The 17684-nt window shown below is 54.3% G+C and carries 19 protein-coding genes and 1 other RNA gene; 15 read left to right on the top strand and 5 right to left on the bottom strand.

The window, feature by feature from the left end:
- Position 1: 1 nt before the first annotated feature.
- The 3 genes from JOE25_RS17270 (at position 2) to sstT (ending at position 3597) form a co-directional block, all read left to right on the top strand.
- Positions 2–733 carry a glutamine amidotransferase gene (locus JOE25_RS17270; protein ID WP_209637209.1) on the top strand — a complete coding sequence of 244 codons (732 nt, stop codon included), beginning with the start codon at positions 2–4 and terminating at the stop codon, positions 731–733.
- A 385-nt stretch (positions 734–1118) separates the two neighbouring features.
- Entirely contained in the window at positions 1119–2096 is a 978-nt protein-coding gene (locus JOE25_RS17265) for a TerC family protein (RefSeq protein WP_280921279.1), read from the top strand.
- Positions 2097–2361: 265 nt separating this feature from the next.
- On the top strand, positions 2362–3597 hold the full coding sequence (gene sstT, locus JOE25_RS17260; protein WP_209637206.1) for a serine/threonine transporter SstT: 1236 nt from the start codon (positions 2362–2364) through the stop codon (positions 3595–3597).
- A 74-nt stretch (positions 3598–3671) separates the two neighbouring features.
- Here sstT and JOE25_RS17255 read toward each other — a convergent pair whose 3' ends face one another.
- Together JOE25_RS17255 and uxaC are read right to left on the bottom strand one after the other, a co-directional pair.
- Positions 3672–5162 (bottom strand): altronate dehydratase family protein, encoded by a 1491-nt coding sequence (locus tag JOE25_RS17255; protein ID WP_209637204.1) that lies wholly within the window; start codon positions 5160–5162, stop codon positions 3672–3674.
- Between the two features lie 20 nt (positions 5163–5182).
- Positions 5183–6595: a glucuronate isomerase gene (gene uxaC / locus JOE25_RS17250; protein ID WP_209637202.1), complete on the bottom strand. Its 1413-nt coding sequence runs from the start codon at positions 6593–6595 to the stop codon at positions 5183–5185.
- A 387-nt stretch (positions 6596–6982) separates the two neighbouring features.
- On the opposite strand from uxaC, the gene JOE25_RS17245 reads away from it, so the two are divergent.
- The 11 genes from JOE25_RS17245 (at position 6983) to JOE25_RS17195 (ending at position 14483) form a co-directional block, all read left to right on the top strand.
- The gene (locus JOE25_RS17245; protein WP_209637201.1) at positions 6983–8281 is read left to right on the top strand and encodes an MFS transporter; all 1299 of its coding nucleotides are present in this window, start codon (positions 6983–6985) and stop codon (positions 8279–8281) included.
- A gap of 115 nt (positions 8282–8396) precedes the next feature.
- Positions 8397–9173 carry a transcriptional regulator ExuR gene (gene exuR, locus JOE25_RS17240; RefSeq protein WP_209637199.1) on the top strand — a complete coding sequence of 259 codons (777 nt, stop codon included), beginning with the start codon at positions 8397–8399 and terminating at the stop codon, positions 9171–9173.
- Between the two features lie 186 nt (positions 9174–9359).
- Positions 9360–9794 carry a hypothetical protein gene (locus tag JOE25_RS17235; RefSeq protein ID WP_209637197.1) on the top strand — a complete coding sequence of 145 codons (435 nt, stop codon included), beginning with the start codon at positions 9360–9362 and terminating at the stop codon, positions 9792–9794.
- Between the two features lie 140 nt (positions 9795–9934).
- The gene (locus tag JOE25_RS17230; protein ID WP_037416416.1) at positions 9935–10615 is read left to right on the top strand and encodes a DedA family protein; all 681 of its coding nucleotides are present in this window, start codon (positions 9935–9937) and stop codon (positions 10613–10615) included.
- Entirely contained in the window at positions 10615–10986 is a 372-nt protein-coding gene (gene mzrA, locus JOE25_RS17225; protein ID WP_061807841.1) for an EnvZ/OmpR regulon moderator MzrA, read from the top strand. The genes JOE25_RS17230 and mzrA overlap by 1 nt, the downstream gene beginning before the upstream one ends.
- A 219-nt stretch (positions 10987–11205) precedes the next feature.
- Positions 11206–11577 carry a DUF1090 domain-containing protein gene (locus JOE25_RS17220; protein ID WP_209637195.1) on the top strand — a complete coding sequence of 124 codons (372 nt, stop codon included), beginning with the start codon at positions 11206–11208 and terminating at the stop codon, positions 11575–11577.
- A gap of 164 nt (positions 11578–11741) precedes the next feature.
- Positions 11742–12047, top strand: a complete 306-nt coding sequence (locus tag JOE25_RS17215) for a YqjD family protein (protein ID WP_037416411.1) — start codon at positions 11742–11744, stop codon at positions 12045–12047.
- A 2-nt stretch (positions 12048–12049) separates the two neighbouring features.
- A complete protein-coding gene (locus JOE25_RS17210; protein WP_061807840.1) occupies positions 12050–12448 on the top strand; it encodes a phage holin family protein in 399 nt (132 codons plus the stop codon).
- Positions 12445–12732 carry a YqjK-like family protein gene (locus tag JOE25_RS17205; RefSeq protein WP_209637192.1) on the top strand — a complete coding sequence of 96 codons (288 nt, stop codon included), beginning with the start codon at positions 12445–12447 and terminating at the stop codon, positions 12730–12732. Before JOE25_RS17210 ends, JOE25_RS17205 begins: the two co-directional genes overlap by 4 nt.
- Positions 12733–13026: 294 nt before the next feature.
- Positions 13027–13422 carry a DoxX family protein gene (locus JOE25_RS17200; protein WP_099062123.1) on the top strand — a complete coding sequence of 132 codons (396 nt, stop codon included), beginning with the start codon at positions 13027–13029 and terminating at the stop codon, positions 13420–13422.
- Positions 13423–13496: 74 nt separating this feature from the next.
- Positions 13497–14483 (top strand): glutathione S-transferase family protein, encoded by a 987-nt coding sequence (locus tag JOE25_RS17195; protein ID WP_209637190.1) that lies wholly within the window; start codon positions 13497–13499, stop codon positions 14481–14483.
- Positions 14484–14520: 37 nt separating this feature from the next.
- Here JOE25_RS17195 and JOE25_RS17190 read toward each other — a convergent pair whose 3' ends face one another.
- Entirely contained in the window at positions 14521–15426 is a 906-nt protein-coding gene (locus JOE25_RS17190; RefSeq protein WP_037416398.1) for a LysR family transcriptional regulator, read from the bottom strand.
- A gap of 187 nt (positions 15427–15613) precedes the next feature.
- On the opposite strand from JOE25_RS17190, the gene JOE25_RS17185 reads away from it, so the two are divergent.
- Positions 15614–16315, top strand: a complete 702-nt coding sequence (locus tag JOE25_RS17185) for a pirin family protein (protein WP_209637188.1) — start codon at positions 15614–15616, stop codon at positions 16313–16315.
- 58 nt (positions 16316–16373) lie between these two features.
- On the opposite strand, the gene rnpB is transcribed toward JOE25_RS17185, so the two are convergent.
- Together rnpB and rsmI are read right to left on the bottom strand one after the other, a co-directional pair.
- Positions 16374–16752, bottom strand: an RNA gene (gene rnpB, locus JOE25_RS17180) — RNase P RNA component class A.
- A 41-nt stretch (positions 16753–16793) separates the two neighbouring features.
- The gene (rsmI, locus tag JOE25_RS17175; RefSeq protein ID WP_037416395.1) at positions 16794–17657 is read right to left on the bottom strand and encodes a 16S rRNA (cytidine(1402)-2'-O)-methyltransferase; all 864 of its coding nucleotides are present in this window, start codon (positions 17655–17657) and stop codon (positions 16794–16796) included.
- Positions 17658–17684: the final 27 nt, after the last annotated feature.

Here is a 17684-nt window from a genome sequence, read left to right as displayed (position 1 = left end):
CATGAAGCCATTATTACTGATGCAAACCGGCGATGCCCCAGACATTATTCGCCGGGAGAAAGCCAATTTTGACGGCATGTTCCTGCAACAGGGAAACATTGACGCCGATCGTGTGCAGATCGTGCATCTTCCTGCAGGCGAACAACCTTTGCCCCCGCAAAACTATTCTGGCGTGGTGATTACCGGTTCACCGGCCATGGTCACTGAACAATTACCCTGGAGCGAGCAGGCTGCCGAGTGGCTACGCCAGGCGATGCTCATTAAGCTGCCTATTTTTGGCGCCTGTTATGGCCACCAACTGCTGGCCTACGCGCTCGGCGGCGAAGTCGGCTACCACCCGCAAGGCATGGAGGTCGGTACGCTGGACATCGAACTGTTGCCCGCCGCCGCCAATGACCGGCGGATGGCAATGTTGCCACCGCGCTTCAAGGCGAACCTGATCCACTCCCAGAGCGTATTAACGCCCCCTGCCGGCGCCGTAGTGCTGGCACGTTCCCAGCAGGATGCTTATCAGATCCTGAGTTATGGCGATAACGTGCTGACGACTCAGTTCCACCCAGAGTTCAACGGCGCAGTGATGCACCAGTATCTGAGCTGGCTCGGCGAGCTGTACCCAGAACAACATGCGGAGTATCAGCTTAAGCAACAGCAGGTTAGCGATACGCCGTTCAGCCGGCTGCTGTTGCAAGGGTTTGTCGTCAGTTTGGGTGCGCAAAAAGCCTTGGCCGGGTAACGCAATAAACGTTGACCACTGACACATTTTGCATTACTTTCTGCCCTGCAAAGGGGAGTAACTTTTATACCTAATAGATTTCAAGGTGCGGCAAGGCGGCAACCGAAGGAATCCTCAGGAGCTTACTTAAGTAAGTGACTAGGGTGACAGAGGGAAGACAACGCAGCAGCGGCTTGAAAGATGAAGGGTATCTTGCCGGTCAATCGTCATTACGGTGCGTAAGCACCCGGTTACCGGGCAACCTGATGTCAGGGCGCACTTTCGGTGCACCTTCATCAACGTTGTAAGTGAGACCTTGCCGGAAGGCGAGGTTTGCTTGCAGCGTTCATAAGAGCGGCTAGCGTCTTCCGACGTTGGCCGTTTTTGTTTTTGAAGGATACCTCTGATGATGAATACCGTTGGCACACCTTGGTTATGGGGCAGCTTTGCCGCCATCATAGTTGTGATGCTCGCAATCGACTTACTGCTGCAAGGCCGCAAAGGCGCACACACCATGACGCTAAAGCAGGCCGCCAGTTGGTCGCTGGTGTGGGTCAGCCTGTCTCTGCTGTTCAACCTGGGTTTTTGGTACTACCTGAACCAGACCGCAGGGCGCGCTGTTGCCGATACTCAGGCGCTGGCCTTCCTCACCGGTTATCTGATCGAAAAAGCGTTGGCGGTTGATAACGTCTTCGTCTGGCTGATGCTGTTCAGCTACTTTGCCGTACCAGCCAACCTGCAGCGTCGGGTATTGATTTTCGGCGTACTGGGCGCGATTGTGCTGCGTACTATCATGATTTTTGCCGGTAGCTGGCTGGTAACCCAGTTCCAGTGGTTACTGTATTTGTTCGGCGCTTTCCTGCTGTTCACCGGTATCAAGATGGCGCTGGCGAAGGAAGACGATTCGGCGATTGGCGACAAACCCTTGGTGAAGTGGCTGCGCAGCCACCTGCGTATGACCGATAACCTGGAAGGTGAGCGCTTCTTCGTGCGCCGCAACGGCGTGTTGTTTGCGACACCGCTGGTATTGGTACTGATACTGGTGGAGCTGAGTGACGTGATCTTTGCCGTCGACAGCATCCCGGCAATCTTTGCCGTCACTACGGATCCGTTTATCGTTCTGACTTCTAACCTGTTCGCCATCATGGGGCTGCGTGCTATGTACTTCCTGCTGGCTAACGTGGCAGAACGTTTCTCGATGCTGAAGTACGGCCTGTCGATCATTTTGATGTTTATCGGCGTCAAAATGTTGATTATCGACTTCTTCCATATCCCGATCGGCGTTTCGCTCGGTGTCGTGGCCGGTATCCTGACGCTGACCCTGCTGATCAACGCCTGGGTTAACCGCCGTAACGACCGTTTGGCTAATAATAAAGCACCATAATCTGTTATCCGGGGCGCTAGTCGCCCCGTGATTGTTTGGCAATTCATCCCAAACGCCAAATGTTATTGCGATCACACAAATGTAATCAGAATGTTATCAAGAGTTGATCCGCCCTCAGAATTTCACCGCTGACCCTTTCCAACCCCATCCGTTTACTGAATACTGATTAAGCAAACACACTTGGTTACAGATTCAAATAAAGTTGTCCGGTGGCGTTCCCGCCGAGGTGACAAAGTCTGTACGCAACATCATCGGGAAAAGCATCATGCAAAAATTACTACAACGGATCGTACAGGGCAGCCTGGTTAAACAAATCATGATCGGCCTGGTGGCCGGCATCATTGTTGCGTTGGTCTCACCGGCAACGGCTTCAGCCGTTGGGCTGCTGGGCGCGCTGTTCGTCGGGGCATTAAAAGCGGTAGCGCCTGTGCTGGTGCTGGTATTGGTTATGGCGTCAATCGCCAACCATAAACACGGCCAGAAGACGAACATCCGTCCGATCTTGTTCCTTTATCTGTTGGGCACCTTCGCTGCCGCGCTGGTGGCGGTTGTCGTCAGCTTTATGTTCCCGTCCAATCTGGCGCTGGTGGCCGGTAATGCGGATATCAACCCGCCGGGCGGTATTATTGAAGTGCTAAAAGGCCTGTTACTGAGCGTGGTTGCCAACCCATTCCAGGCACTGATTAGCGCCAACTATATCGGCATTCTGGCTTGGGCCGTGGGCCTGGGCCTGGCACTGCGCCACGCTTCCGAAACCACTAAATCGCTGATTAACGATCTGTCACACGCGGTAACCATGGTGGTGCGCGCGGTGATCCGTTGCGCACCGCTCGGCATCTTCGGTCTGGTGGCCTCGACGCTGGCGGACACCGGTTTCGGTGCGCTGTGGGGTTATGCCCAACTGCTGGTGGTGCTGATCGGCTGTATGTTGCTGGTAGCGCTGGTGCTGAACCCGCTGATCGTTTACTGGAAAATTCGCCGTAACCCTTATCCGCTGGTCTTTGCTTGCCTGCGTGAGAGTGGCGTGACCGCGTTCTTCACCCGCAGCTCAGCCGCCAATATTCCCGTGAATATGGAGCTGTGCAAAAAGCTGAATCTGAACGAAGACACCTACTCAGTTTCTATCCCGCTGGGCGCCACTATCAATATGGCCGGTGCGGCAATCACCATTACCGTGCTCACGCTGGCTGCGGTCCACACTCTGGGAATTCCCGTTGATATTCCGACTGCACTGCTGCTGAGCGTTGTCGCTGCCGTCTGTGCCTGTGGTGCTTCCGGCGTGGCCGGCGGTTCGCTGCTGCTGATTCCATTGGCCTGTAACATGTTCGGTATCCCGAACGATGTGGCCATGCAGGTCGTTGCTGTCGGCTTTATTATCGGTGTACTGCAAGACTCCGCCGAAACGGCACTGAACTCCTCTACCGACGTGCTGTTCACTGCTGCGGCCTGCCAGGCAGAAGACCAGCGTTTGGCGGATGAAGACCCACTGAGAGTGCGTTAATTCCTGATACGATTGTACAAGGCGCCCGTTATCGGGCGCTTTTTTTCGGCGCCAGCAAAGCAGATACCGCAGCTTTACAATGTCACCCCGCTTTTAAAAATCGCTAATTCACGAAAGTCATTCACTTCGTTACACGTCTCCTGACCATTGGCGATCGCCACGATGAGATCGACAAACTCCTCCAGTAGGCTGTCCATTGATGTCCCGTGGATCAACTTGCCGGCATCAAAGTCGATCCAGTGGGGCTTCTTCGTCGCCAATTCGCTGTTAGTGGCCAACTTAACCGTAGGAACAAAGCCACCATAGGGCGTACCACGCCCGGTGCTGAACAACACCATGTGACAGCCCGCCCCCGCCAACGCACTGGTCGCCACCGCATCATTGCCGGGGGCACTCAGCAAGTTTAAGCCAGGTTGCCGCAATCGCTCGCCATACTTGAGTACATCCACGACCTGACTCTGCCCCGCTTTCTGCGTGCAACCGAGGGACTTCTCCTCCAGCGTGGTGATACCACCCGCTTTGTTGCCCGGTGAGGGATTTTCATAAATGGGCTGATTATGAGCGATAAAATACTGTTTAAAATCGTTAACCATGCTGACGGTCTTTTCGAAGGTTGCCCGATCGCGGCACCGGCTCATCAAGATCCGCTCGGCACCAAACATCTCTGGTACTTCTGTCAGCACCGTTGTGCCACCGTTAGCGATCAGGTAATCGGAAAAACGGCCCAGCAACGGGTTGGCGGTGATGCCTGATAAACCGTCCGAACCACCGCATTCCAGGCCAAACTTCAACTCACTCAGTTTACCTGGCTGCCGGCGATCATCGCGCATCACCTGATACAACGCATGTAGCTGCTCGAGGCCCGCTTCCACCTCGTCATCCTGTTGTTGGCACACCATAAAGCGCACCCGCGATTCATCGATTGCACCCAGCGTACTGCGGAAAACATCTACCTGATTGTTTTCACACCCGAGTCCAATCACCAACACCGCGCCCGCGTTTGGGTGTCGCACCATATTTTGCAGCATGGTTCGGGTATTGTCGTGATCCTGCCCCAGTTGCGAACAGCCAAACGGGTGGCTGAACAGATGCACGCCGTCGATCCCCGCCGCATTTTGGGTTTCCTTTAAAAAACGCTGTTGGATCTGCCGAGCAATACCGTTAACACAGCCAACGGTCGGCACAATCCACAACTCGTTGCGGATCCCGACCTCTCCGCTGCTACGACGATAAAGATGTACCTTTCGGTCTGCTGACTGCGGGGGCAGTGATGGAAAAGCAGGTTGGTACTGATAACTGTCCAGATCGCTCAGATTGGTTTTGGCATTTTGTGAGTGGATATGCTCACCGGGTGCGATAGCGTCCAATGCATGCCCGATCGGCAAACCGTATTTGGTGATCGCCTCACCGGCCGCTATGGGTTTCAGCGCAAACTTGTGTCCGCGAACCACCGCTTGCGACAGCACAATGTCCTGAGCCTCTACACGCAGCGTTTCGCCTGCGGCCAGGTCACGCAGTGCCACCGCGACATTGTCCAGTGAATGAATTTTTACCGTGCTTTGCATAATCCCGCCTTGGGCAACCGCTATGCCAGTTCAATGGCAAAATAGTTTTTGGCATTGTCGAAGCAGATATTTCTCACCATCTGACCCAGCAGCGTGATGTCCGCCGGGGCTTCCCCCTCTTCCACCCAACGACCGATCATCTGGCACAGGATGCGACGGAAGTATTCATGGCGGGTATAAGACAAGAAACTGCGGCTGTCGGTCAGCATGCCGACAAAACGGCTCAATAACCCCAGTTGCGCCAACTGTGTCATCTGCCGCTGCATACCGTCTTTCTGATCGTTGAACCACCAACCGGAACCAAACTGCATTTTGCCCGGCGTGCCTTCTCCCTGGAAGTTACCGACCATGGTGCCGATCACCTCGTTGTCGCGCGGATTGAGGCAGTACAGGATCGTTTTCGGTAACCCACCTTGACGCGCCTGGGCGTCCAGCAAGCGTGAAAGCGGCTCCGCCAGCGGCCGATCGTTAATCGAGTCGAAGCCGATGTCCGGTCCCCGGCTTGCCAGCATGCGGCTGTTATTATTACGCAAAGCACCAATATGGTACTGCTGCACCCATTCACGGCGTTGATATTCAGCAGCCAGGAACACCAGCACTGCGCTTTTAAACTGGGCGCTTTGCTCCGGTGTCGGCAGTTTGCCACTCAGACGTGCCGCTAAAATAGCGTCTAATGTTGCTTCGTCCGCTTCGCCATACACCACCACATCCAGCGCATGGTCAGCCACCTTGCAGCCGTGGGCAGCAAAGTGATCCATACGCTTTTTCAATGCGTCACACAGGGCACTGAAACGACCAATATTGATATCCGCCGCCGCTTCCAACTTTTGCAGGTAATCATTGAAACCCGGCGCATCAATATTGAACGCCTTATCCGGTCGCCAGCTTGGCAATACTTTGATATCGAAACTGCCATCGGCGGCAATGGCTTTGTGGTGGCGCAGATCGTCGATGGGATCATCTGTCGTGCCGACCATTTTCACGTTCATTTGCTGCATGATGCCACGCGCCCTGAAATCATCCTGCGCCAGTAACGCATTACCGCGCTGCCAGATATCGTCCGCCGTCGTCGGGGAAAGTAACGTTCCTGTGATACCGAACGGGCGGCGCAGCTCCAGGTGTGTCCAGTGGTATAGCGGGTTACCGATGGTGTGAGGCACAGTGGCGGCCCAAGCGTCGAATTTCTCACGATCGCTGGCATCCCCGGTACACAACCGTTCCGCTACGCCGTTAGTGCGCATCGCGCGCCATTTGTAGTGATCGCCTTTTAGCCAGATCTCATACAAATTATTGAAACGGGTATTCTCGGCAATCTGTTCCGGGGGTAAATGACAGTGATAGTCAAAGATCGGCTGGTCCGCAGCATAATCATGATACAAACGCCGGGAGAATTCGGTATCTAACAGAAAATCTTCACTTAAAAACGTCGCCATATCTGGCTCCTCACCTTGCTTGTCGTTCTGCGACTCTGTTCAATGCGCCAAAGTTATCACACCAATTTAACCGAGCGTCCAGCAAAATATCACTCTGCGTAGCGACTAGGCCCTCTTCAAAAGGCCATTAACCGGCATTTTTGCGGCAAAAAACGGCACAAATCGCATAATTATCCCGCAAACAGTATTGCCCAATTGAAAAACGGCTTTTGTGATATCACTCAACTTTTAAATCTGTATGACAAGTTATTGTCTCGCCACCCAGTCGTTCATGCGGCGGGAATACGTCGGTGACGGACAGGCCGGCGCAGAACAACGAAAAGGGATCACCCCCTACACGCTGCTGCCATCTCGGCACTGCCTATTGAAGACTGGGAGACATTTCGGATGCGTAAAATTAAAGGGTTACGCTGGTACATGATCGGCTTGGTGACCATCGGCACCGTGCTGGGTTACCTGACCCGCAACGCCATTGCCGTCGCGGCACCGACGCTGGAAGGCACCTTACATATCACTACGCAGCAGTACTCATACATCGTCGCGGCCTATTCCGCCTGCTATACCCTGATGCAGCCTGTGGCGGGATACGTACTGGACGTTTTAGGGACCAAAGTGGGATACGCCATGTTCGCTATCCTGTGGGCTCTGTTTTGCATGGGCACCGCGCTCGCCAACAGTTGGGGTGGGCTAGCGCTGGCACGCGGCGCCGTGGGTATGGCGGAAGCAGCGATGATCCCCGCCGGGCTGAAAGCCAGCAGCGAATGGTTCCCAGCCAAAGAACGATCCATTGCTGTGGGTTATTTTAACGTAGGTTCGTCGATCGGCGGCATGCTCGCCCCGCCGTTAGTGGTCTGGGCCATCGTTGCGCACAGCTGGGAAATGGCGTTTATCATCACCGGTGTGCTAAGCCTGATCTGGGCCATCTGTTGGCTGATTTTCTACAAACACCCGAAGGATCAGAAGAAACTCAGCAATGAAGAGCGTCATTACATCCTTAATGGCCAGGAAGCTCAACACCAAACCGATAATGCCAAGAAAATGTCTGCCTGGCAGATTGTGCGCAACCGCCAGTTCTGGGGCATCGCGCTCCCGCGATTTTTGGCGGAGCCTGCCTGGGGTACGTTCAATGCCTGGATCCCGCTATTCATGTTCAAAGCCTACGGTTTTAACCTGAAAGAGATCGCCATGTTTGCCTGGATGCCGATGCTGTTCGCGGATCTCGGCTGCATCGTTGGTGGATATCTGCCACCGTTTTTCCAAAAGCACTTTAAGGTGAACCTGATCGTGTCGCGCAAACTGGTGGTCACTCTGGGTGCGGTGCTCATGATTGGCCCCGGCATGATCGGTTTGTTCACGAGCCCTTATGCGGCTATCGCGCTGTTATGCGTCGGCGGTTTTGCTCATCAGGCACTGTCCGGGGCACTGATTACCCTGTCTTCTGACGTCTTTGGTCGCAACGAGGTCGCCACCGCCAATGGCCTGACCGGCATGGCTGCCTGGACCGCCAGCACGCTGTTTGCTCTGGTGGTCGGTGCATTGGCAGACACTCTGGGGTTCAGCCCATTGTTTGCAGCGCTGTCGGTATTCGATATTCTCGGCGCCATTGCTATCTGGACACTCTTGCAAAATCGACCGGCAACCCCGCCGACAGAAGATGCCCTGCAACCGGAACCCGCACGCAGTTAATCCCGCCGCCCGGCCACCGCGCCGGGCGCTCCCTAGCCGTCACTGGTAGCTCCACCGGATAAGTGGTATAACAAATCTATGGTTATGCCCCCTCTCTACCCTAAGAGCATTCACTATGGAATTCACTGAAACCAGACGCCTGTACCAACAACTGGCCGCCGAGCTTAAGCAACGTATTGAAAGTGGCCGATACCCTGTGGGCGATAAACTGCCGGCCGAGCGTTACATTGCCGAAGAAATGAATGTCAGCCGTACCGTAGTGCGGGAGGCCATCATCATGCTGGAAGTGGAAGGCTACGTTGACGTACGAAAAGGCTCCGGGATCCACGTGATGTCCAACCAGCAGAAAAATCTGGTCGTGCCGGGCGACAGCATTGAGTTCGCCACCGCCGGCCCCTTTGAGCTTCTGCAGGCGCGCCAACTGATCGAAAGTAATATTGCGGAATTTGCGGCTACCCAAGTCACCAAGCAAGACATCGTTCAATTGATGGAGATTCAGGAGCAAGCCCGTAAGGAAGATCGCTTTCGTGATTCACAGTGGGATCTGAAATTCCACGTGCAGGTGGCGCTCGCTACCCAAAACACCGCCATGGCCACAATCGTAGAAAAAATGTGGGTGCAACGCGTCAATAACCCTTATTGGATCAAGCTGCATGAACACATCGACGATCGCTCAATTGCCAGTTGGTGTGACGATCACGATCAGATCCTTAAGGCGTTGATTCGCAAAGATCCCCATGCTGCCAAACTGGCCATGTGGCAACACCTGGAAAACACCAAGCAGATGCTGTTCAACGCCACCAGCGACGACTTCGAATATAACGCTGACCGCTATCTGTTCGCCGATAATCCGGTGGTGCATCTGGACAATGCACCCGCAGAAAATAAATAGCCCAGGCGGTCAAAAATCGTCGGGTTATGTCAGGTATTGTAAAATCCGCTGAATCGATGCCTGAACCGCAGTTTGCCGTGTAGTATTTCACCGATGGCAACGTAGATTTCCCTGTTGCCAATCGTGCTATTTTGTTAGAGTTGAGCCACTTTTTTTACCCTCTGCTACGGGGCGGGACGCGAATAAATGCGCTGGTTGTTTGCCATGCTTATTGCTCTTTTCTGCTGGACCGGTTCGGTCTCCGGCCAAAAGCTATGCGCGACGACTCCCACAGCATTGAACAGCCAGCCATTGCTCACTGATACAACGCTTTCCTCTTCTGACTTGGTTTACCAGTCACCTGCAGAACTGCGGCGCAAACCGCCCGGCAAGGTGCCGCTCCTGTTGCCGCGGGTGCATTCTTACCCCGGTTCATTGACAGCCTCAGCCCAATGGCTGCCGGTCTATACTCAGACCACAACCTTAGGCTACCGCACTCGGCTCCCGCGCCAGACCTCACCTGCGCTAAACCGGCTTGCCCAGGTCAATTGGGCACTGCACGCCCCGCAGCGGCAGAACAGGCTGGGTGGCTGGAAAGAAAGTAATATGCTTTACCGTGGCACGCTGACTTACCACTCTTGACCGGTGTCGCACCGATTAGAACCCACTAAAAAGCAACGCCGTTTCATCGTTACCAGCAGTCAGGATCGCCCGCGCGCTCTTCGCCCACTTCCGATCCGCCGCTGAGACACAAACAAACAATGACGTTTTAGGAACACCGGATGGACATCATTAAAGAACTGTTACATGCCTTATGGCAGCAGGATTTTGAGACGCTGGCGAACCCTTCGCTCGTGTGGACCCTCTACGTCCTGCTGTTTATGATCCTGTTCCTGGAAAATGGCCTGCTGCCCGCGGCGTTTCTGCCGGGCGACAGCTTGCTGATCCTGGTTGGCGTGTTGATCGCCAAAGGCACCATGAATTTCCCGCTCACCATTTTTATCCTGACCGTCGCCGCCAGCCTGGGGTGCTGGGTCAGCTACATACAAGGTAAGTGGCTCGGCAATACGCGAACGGTGCAGGGCTGGCTATCGCATCTGCCGGCGCACTATCACCAACGCGCGCATCAATTGTTCCACCGTCACGGGCTTTCCGCCCTGTTGGTTGGTCGTTTCCTGGCGTTTGTCCGTACCCTGCTGCCAACCATTGCCGGCCTCTCCGGTTTGAGCAATGCGCGTTTCCAGTTCTTTAACTGGATGAGTGGCCTGCTGTGGGTGGTGATCCTGACGTCTCTGGGCTTTGCGTTGGGCAAGACCCCCGTGTTTCGCAAATATGAAGACCAGTTAATGTTCTGCCTGATGCTGCTGCCGTTAGTGTTACTGGTTGTCGGGCTGGTCGGCTCGTTGATTGTGCTGTGGCGTAAGAAACGCTCAGACAGCCAAAATCAGGGGAAAGGGGCGTGATGACAAAGCGCCCGCGCTGGCAGTATGTTCTGCTGATTGCGCTCGCTTTGCTGGCGCTCGCCACGCTCTTGGTGCCTTGCATGGTGCGCACTGAAAGCGAACTTCGCATTCGTGCTGGCCAGCAAGGCCTTTCGCTGCCCGACGGTTTTTATGTTTATCAACGCTTGGATCAGCGTGGTATTCGCATCAAAAGCATTACCCCGGAGGGCGATGGTTTGGTGATTCGCTTGGACTCACCCGAACAACAATTGTTGGCACGTGAGGCACTGCAAACCATTCTGCCGCCGGGATACATTATCGCCCTGAGCGAATCACCTGTTCCTACCCATTGGGTGCGTGAATTTGCGCGCGCCCCACTCAATCTGGGATAATACCCCTTCATATGAAGGGTTTTCCTTTCATATCGTCCGCAGCTCAATTAATCACCAATCAAGACTCAACTGTGGCGGATTCTTTGGGGTCTTCACGATTTATGGCTATGCTAAAGGTTAGCGTCAGTCAGCAGCGTAAGACTCCTGTCGCACTGCCTTTGTGGCAGTCTGGAACGGTGGATGTGTGCCAATGCATCCCATTAACAAGGAACTGATAGCATGAAATTACGCCAATCGATGTTACTGGCTCTCCCATTATTCGCCCTCCCTGCCCTGTCGTTTGCAGCAGAGGACGGCTGTGCCATCAAGGCACAAAATATTCAACAACAGATCGATTACGCTACCCAACACGGTAATACCCAGCGTGTTGCCGGTTTGAAGAAAGCGTTGAATGAAGTGCAAACCCATTGCACACCGGCCAGTCTGCAGGCCGATCGTCAGAAAAAAATTGACGAAAAACAACGCAAAGTGACTGAGCGTCAGCAAGAGCTGAAAGAAGCTCAGCAGACCGGCAATCTGGAAAAAGTCGCCAAGAAACAGAAAAAGCTGGCTGAAGCTCAAGCAGAGCTTAAGCAAGCCCAAGCGGAATAATTTTTTTACACCAGCGGATTTATCGCTGAGAGCCGCGTCATACGGGATTTTCATTGCATATAAAATGGATGCTTAGTGATATCAGCTACCCATCCGCCCTTTGCTCCGGCGAAAAAATCCGCTATGTTGAAAGTCTGTCGAAGTTAACGTTAAGGAATAATCACATGGCACATGATTCAAATGCAGAGAACTTACGCGCTGAACTTAAATCCTTAGCCGATACGTTGGAAGAAGTGTTGAACTCTTCCACCGATAAGCCAAAAGCAGAACTGGAAAAACTGCGTTCCAAAGCAGAAGGCGCATTGAAAGATACCCGCGCACGCCTGAGCGATGCTGGCGACAAAATTGCCTCTCAGACCAAACAGATCGCAGGTCAGGCCGACGATTACGTGCGTGATAATCCGTGGACCGGCATCGGTATCGGCGCTGCCGTTGGCGTGGTGTTGGGCGTTCTGCTCGCGCGTCGTTAATTATGGCTGAACAACCACAAGGCCGCGAGGGCCCCGCTAAAGGGGTCCTGGACATCGGGCAGCGCATCATCACTATTCTGGTCGGTATGGTGGAAACACGCGTACGACTGGCCGTGGTCGAGCTGGAAGAGGAGAAAGCCAACCTTATTCAGTTATTGATCATGGCCGGTATGACGCTGTTGTTCACGGCATTTGGCCTGATGAGCCTACTGATCCTGATATTCTGGGCTATCGATCCGGTTTACCGCTTGATCGCATTAGGTACCACCACTGGCGTACTGTTGTTCCTGGCCATTGTCGGCACCATTTGGACGCTGGTCAAAGCGCGGCGCTCTACGCTGCTTGGCGCTTCGCGCAAACAATTGGAAATAGACCGTTCCCAGTTGGAGGGTGAACAATGAATCGCCGCCGCTATCTGGAATGGAGGAAAGAGAAGCTGATTAACAAGATCCAGCAGCAAAGGCTGGATCTTGCTGACAACAAAACTCTGTGGCTGGAAAAGACCGAACGTATCGATCGCGGCTGGCAAACCATTTTTGGCCTGCGTAAATATCTGGTGGTCGGTTCAAGTGTGATGGCACTGTACGGTGTACGCCATCCCAGCAAGCTGATTCGCTGGTCTCGTCGCGCCTTTGCCGCAATTAGCACTATCCGATTGATCCAGAAAACCTTTTCCTCGAAATAACCTGTCTCACTTTCTTCAAAACTTCCGTTGTTAAGCCCGCCTTTTCACAGAAACATCACGTTTCTGTCGGTGAAGGTTGGGCAACATTCTGATTACCCTCCATTTGTTAGCAGGCTAAAGATTCAGTTTTTTTGAAAAAATACGACAGTTTTACTTGCTAACAAAGCATCCGCTTCCCGATTAACATTCACTCCATCGATACGAAACGGGCAGGACAGGGTCAGATACCCGGCATACCACCCACTGACATGAAAACGCCAAGACTGGCAAACAAAAATTACTTTGGAGTAGATGATGAAAAAATTAGAAGATACAGGTTTGCTGGTTGCTCGTATTCTGATGCCAATCCTGTTTATCGTGGCAGGCTACGGCAAAATGGGTGATGCCTATGCCGGTACCCAACAGTATATGCAATCGATGGGCGTCCCTGGCTTCTTGCTGCCATTGACCATTCTGCTGGAGTTTGGCGGCGGTCTGGCAATTCTGTTCGGCTTCCTGACCCGTACAGTGGCACTGTTCACCGCCGGTTTTACCATCCTGACTGCGCTGTTGTTCCATACTAACTTTGCAGAAGGCGTAAACCAGCTGATGTTCATGAAAAACCTGACCATCGCCGGCGGCTTCATCGTCCTGGCCGTAGCAGGCCCAGGCGGTTTCAGCATCGACCGCATTCTGAACAAAAAGTGGTAAGATTTTAAGACCGATTCAGGGTCCGGCATGCCGGACCCTTCTGCTTTTTTCACTCGGACACGAAGGAGATTCCCATGGGACAACTCGTCGATGGCGTTTGGCAAGACATCTGGTATGACACCTCATCTACCGGAGGCCGTTTCAAACGCTCAACCTCTCAGTTCCGCAATTGGGTGACCGCTGACGGTCAACCGGGCGAACACGGAGTCGGAGGTTTTAAAGCGGAGAAAGATCGTTATCACCTGTACGTTTCCCTCGCCTGCCCTTGGGCACACCGCACTCTGCTGATGCGCAAATTGAAAGGGCTCGAGCACATCATTCCCGTTTCCGTGGTGCATCCGCTGATGTTGCAAAACGGCTGGACCTTCGGCACCGACTTCCCGGAGGCGACAGGCGACAGCCTGTACCACTCGGATTTCCTCTACCAGCTTTACTTGCGCGCCGACAAACACTATACCGGCCGCGTGACGGTACCGGTGCTGTGGGATAAACAACAGCAAACCATCGTCAGTAACGAATCCGCCGATATCATCCGGATGTTCAACAGCGCATTTGATGGCGTAGGCGCACGTGCTGGCGATTACTACCCGGCAGAGCTACGCGGAAAAATCGATGAGTTAAACGGTTGGATTTACGATCAGGTCAATAACGGGGTGTACAAAGCGGGTTTTGCCACCAGCCAGGCAGCCTATGATGAAGCGGTAAACGGGGTATTTGATGGGCTCGCACGGTTGGAGCAAATCTTGGGGCAACAACGCTATCTGACCGGTGAACGCCTTACCGAGGCTGACCTGCGCCTGTGGACCACGCTAGTGCGTTTCGATCCGGTGTATGTCACCCACTTTAAATGCGACAAACACCGCATCAGCGATTATCTCAACCTCTATGGCTTCCTGCGGGACATTTATCAGATGCCCGGCATTGCCGAAACGGTCAGTTTGCCGCACATCCGTAATCATTATTACCGCAGTCACGCCACCATCAATCCGCACGGTATTATTTCCATCGGCCCGGCACAGGATTTGGACGAACCCCATGGTCGGGACACGCGTTTCGGCTAAAACATTCCCCCTCGCCTTACCGGCGAGGGGGAATGAACTACTGTCGTTCCAACTGCGCAAACAGCCGCGGAATTTCGCGCAGGAACCAGGCTTTTGCCTCTCCCATGCTGTCACGCCGCCAGGCCATGATGATATCAGCCTCACGGCTGTATTCCGGCCCCACAACGCGCAGGCGCCCCTCTTCAATGTCCTTTTCGACCATCGGGTAAGGCATGGTCGCCACACCCAAGCCTGCCAGCAGGGCCAGACGCTTGTCTTCAATGGTGCTGACCGTCAGCCGCTGCTGTTTATCCAACAGTTGCACCGTCAATACCGGCCGTTCCCGGGCGGTATCCGCTACCGCAATACCGCGGTACTTCACTCGCGTCAATTCGGATAACGGCTCAGGCTCAAGGTGGATCGGGTGGTTCGGCGCGGCAACATATACGCTCATCACTTTGTACAGCTTACGGGTGTTGATTTCTGACGAAGCGCGGAAATGCATGTCCGGGGCGATAACGATATCGGCACGCCCCTGCTCCAGCCTTTCCCAGGCACCTGCCAGCACCTCGGTGAAAATTGACACCTGGGTATTCGCCTTTAGGGCTAATTTGTCGACCAGCGGAAATAACTTGCTCGGCGGCGACAGCGCTTCGCTGACGATCGTCAGATGGGTTTCCCAACCGCGCGCCAAGGCTTCGGCATCCGTAGTCAGCTTGTCTGCGGCTTCCAACAGTACCCGACCACGCTCCAGCAACATGCGCCCAACATTGGTGAACTTGGTACGGTGACCGGAACGGTCGAACAGCACCACGTCCAATTCTTCTTCCAATTTTTGCATGGTGTAGCTGAGTGCCGACGGCACGCGCCCCAGCTCATCAGCTGCCGCAGCGAAGCTACCACGTCGGTCGATCGCATCCATAACCCTTAACGCTTCTAGCGTTAACGCCCGATCTCTGGCCATCGAATCTCTCTGTCAGGAAATTTGAATATGCCGACCAGATTAACTGGCTAACAATCCGGCGTCCAGATGCTTACCATCTTAATATACCCAATAGGTTTCTGGCGGCAGCGAGACAGTGGTCGAGATAAGCCAAAACAGCAGCAACCAGAACGATGAAGGGAAGAATAAATTTAGAGAGCCGATTGCCATGATTACATGCAGAACAGCACAACAATGCGGGCAAGCTGACTTTGGTTGGCTGCAGGCTCGCTACACCTTTTCTTTTGGACATTATTTCGATCCCAAGCTGATGGGCTACGCTTCGCTACGGGTGCTGAATCAGGAGGTGCTGGCGCCAGGTGCGTCATTCCAGCCACGCACCTATCCCAATGTGGATATCCTGAATCTGATCTTGCAGGGGAAGGCCGAATACCGCGACAGCGACGGCAACACGGTGAATGCTCAGGCTGGTGAAGCCTTACTGTTGTCCACACAGCCTGGTCTGAGTTACAGCGAGCAGAACATCAGCAACGATACGCCACTGACCCGTTTGCAACTCTGGCTGGACGCCTGCCCAGAGCGCAGCAACGAGCGTGTACAGCGCCTGATGCTGCCAGAGGCCGGTCTGACGCTGCTGGCTTCGCCTGATGGCGCACAGGGCAGTCTGCAACTGCGCCAACAAGTGTGGATTCATCATTTGGATTTACAACCCGGCGAGCAGCAGACACTGGCGCTGAACGGACCGCGTGCCTATTTGCAGTCGATCCACGGCACCATTGAAGCCCATGGCGAACGTCACGACGGCCAACGGCTAACCTGCGGTGATGGAGCGTTTATCCATGAGGAAAACCGACTGACTATCCGCGCTAAAACGCCACTGCGCGCACTGTTGATCGATTTGCCGGTGTGAATGATCTTCTGAATGGAAAAAACCCCGCGTAACGCAAGTTACGCGGGGTTTTCTTTATAGAGGGAGTTGACCGGTAAGCCGGGTTCTGTCGTGGACAGTCATTCCTCTAGGCCAGCAATCGCTCACTGGCTCAAGCAGCCTACCCGGGTTCAGTACGGGCCGTACCATGTGAACCCCTATTTGGCCTTGCTCCGGGTGGAGTTTACCGTGCCACGAACTGTTGCCAGTCGCGCGGTGCGCTCTTACCGCACCCTTTCACCCTTACCTGATCCCGCTTGCGCGGGCCATCGGCGGTTTGCTCTCTGTTGCACTAGTCGTAGGCTTGCGCCTCCCAGGCGTTACCTGGCACCCTGCCCTATGGAGCCCGGACTTTCCTCCCCTCCACCTGTCTCCCCCGAAAGGGACGGCAGTGAAGCGGCGACTGTCTGGTCAACTCCGGCGCGGATAGTAGCGTCGTGCTCACGGCAGGTCAACCGCTTTACTGTTCTTGTTGCTCTAACGCGTACTTATACAACGCATTTTTCTTCACGCCGTGGATTTCTGCCGCCAGCGCTGCCGCTTTTTTCAATGGCAGTTCTTTTTGCAGCAATGCCAGCGTACGTAGCGCCTCCAACGGTAATGCATCTTCCTGCACCTTGTGACCTTCTACGATAAGCACCATTTCGCCGCGGCGACGGACTTCATCTTCCTGCACCCAGGCCAGTAGCTCGCCAACCGGTGCGCCGGTGATCGATTCCCAGGTTTTGGTCAATTCACGCGCCAATACCACATAGCGTTGTGGCCCCCACACGGTCACCATGTCCTGCAAACTTTCCAACAACCGGTGAGTTGATTCGTAGAAAATCAACGTGCGCGGTTCCTCTGCCAGCGCCATCAGCGTATCCTTACGCCCCTTGGTTTTCGCCGGCAGGAACCCTTCGTAACAGAAGCGGTCTGAAGCAAGGCCTGCAGCGCAGAGTGCGGTGGTTGCCGCGCAAGCCCCTGGCAAGGGGACGACCCGAATGCCGGCTTCACGACAACGGCGTACCAGGTGGTAGCCGGGATCGTTGATCAAGGGGGTACCTGCGTCGGAAACCAGCGCGATGCTCTGGCCTTCCTGCAATTTCGCCAGCAGTTGATCGGCTTTTTGCTGTTCGTTATGGTCGTGCAGCGCAAACAACCGCGCGCTAATCGCAAAGTGTTGCAGCAGCAACCCGGTATGGCGCGTGTCCTCGGCCGCAATCAGATCAACGCTTTTCAGTACCTCTAACGCACGATGGGTTATATCCCCTAAATTGCCGATTGGGGTGGGCACCACATACAGTGTTGATGCAGAAATGACTGATTGTTGGTGTTGATTCATTGTTTCATCCGAGTTGCCGATTTAATA

It is taken from the genome of Serratia sp. PL17 (assembly GCF_017832355.1).
Taxonomy (GTDB): Bacteria; Pseudomonadota; Gammaproteobacteria; order Enterobacterales; family Enterobacteriaceae; genus Serratia.
The sequence above is the reverse complement of the archived record's forward strand: the minus strand, read 5'-3'. Positions and strand labels throughout refer to the sequence as shown.

Bases quoted from the DNA above. Each gene is read 5' to 3' on its own strand.
- JOE25_RS17270 (WP_209637209.1), top strand. From the start codon at position 2: ATGAAGCCATTATTACTGATGCAAACCGGCGATGCCCCAGACATTATT.
- JOE25_RS17265 (WP_280921279.1), top strand. From the start codon at position 1,119: ATGATGAATACCGTTGGCACACCTTGGTTATGGGGCAGCTTTGCCGCC.
- sstT (WP_209637206.1), top strand. From the start codon at position 2,362: ATGCAAAAATTACTACAACGGATCGTACAGGGCAGCCTGGTTAAACAA.
- JOE25_RS17255 (WP_209637204.1), bottom strand. From the start codon at position 5,162: ATGCAAAGCACGGTAAAAATTCATTCACTGGACAATGTCGCGGTGGCA.
- uxaC (WP_209637202.1), bottom strand. From the start codon at position 6,595: ATGGCGACGTTTTTAAGTGAAGATTTTCTGTTAGATACCGAATTCTCC.
- JOE25_RS17245 (WP_209637201.1), top strand. From the start codon at position 6,983: ATGCGTAAAATTAAAGGGTTACGCTGGTACATGATCGGCTTGGTGACC.
- exuR (WP_209637199.1), top strand. From the start codon at position 8,397: ATGGAATTCACTGAAACCAGACGCCTGTACCAACAACTGGCCGCCGAG.
- JOE25_RS17235 (WP_209637197.1), top strand. From the start codon at position 9,360: ATGCGCTGGTTGTTTGCCATGCTTATTGCTCTTTTCTGCTGGACCGGT.
- JOE25_RS17230 (WP_037416416.1), top strand. From the start codon at position 9,935: ATGGACATCATTAAAGAACTGTTACATGCCTTATGGCAGCAGGATTTT.
- mzrA (WP_061807841.1), top strand. From the start codon at position 10,615: ATGACAAAGCGCCCGCGCTGGCAGTATGTTCTGCTGATTGCGCTCGCT.
- JOE25_RS17220 (WP_209637195.1), top strand. From the start codon at position 11,206: ATGAAATTACGCCAATCGATGTTACTGGCTCTCCCATTATTCGCCCTC.
- JOE25_RS17215 (WP_037416411.1), top strand. From the start codon at position 11,742: ATGGCACATGATTCAAATGCAGAGAACTTACGCGCTGAACTTAAATCC.
- JOE25_RS17210 (WP_061807840.1), top strand. From the start codon at position 12,050: ATGGCTGAACAACCACAAGGCCGCGAGGGCCCCGCTAAAGGGGTCCTG.
- JOE25_RS17205 (WP_209637192.1), top strand. From the start codon at position 12,445: ATGAATCGCCGCCGCTATCTGGAATGGAGGAAAGAGAAGCTGATTAAC.
- JOE25_RS17200 (WP_099062123.1), top strand. From the start codon at position 13,027: ATGAAAAAATTAGAAGATACAGGTTTGCTGGTTGCTCGTATTCTGATG.
- JOE25_RS17195 (WP_209637190.1), top strand. From the start codon at position 13,497: ATGGGACAACTCGTCGATGGCGTTTGGCAAGACATCTGGTATGACACC.
- JOE25_RS17190 (WP_037416398.1), bottom strand. From the start codon at position 15,426: ATGGCCAGAGATCGGGCGTTAACGCTAGAAGCGTTAAGGGTTATGGAT.
- JOE25_RS17185 (WP_209637188.1), top strand. From the start codon at position 15,614: ATGATTACATGCAGAACAGCACAACAATGCGGGCAAGCTGACTTTGGT.
- rsmI (WP_037416395.1), bottom strand. From the start codon at position 17,657: ATGAATCAACACCAACAATCAGTCATTTCTGCATCAACACTGTATGTG.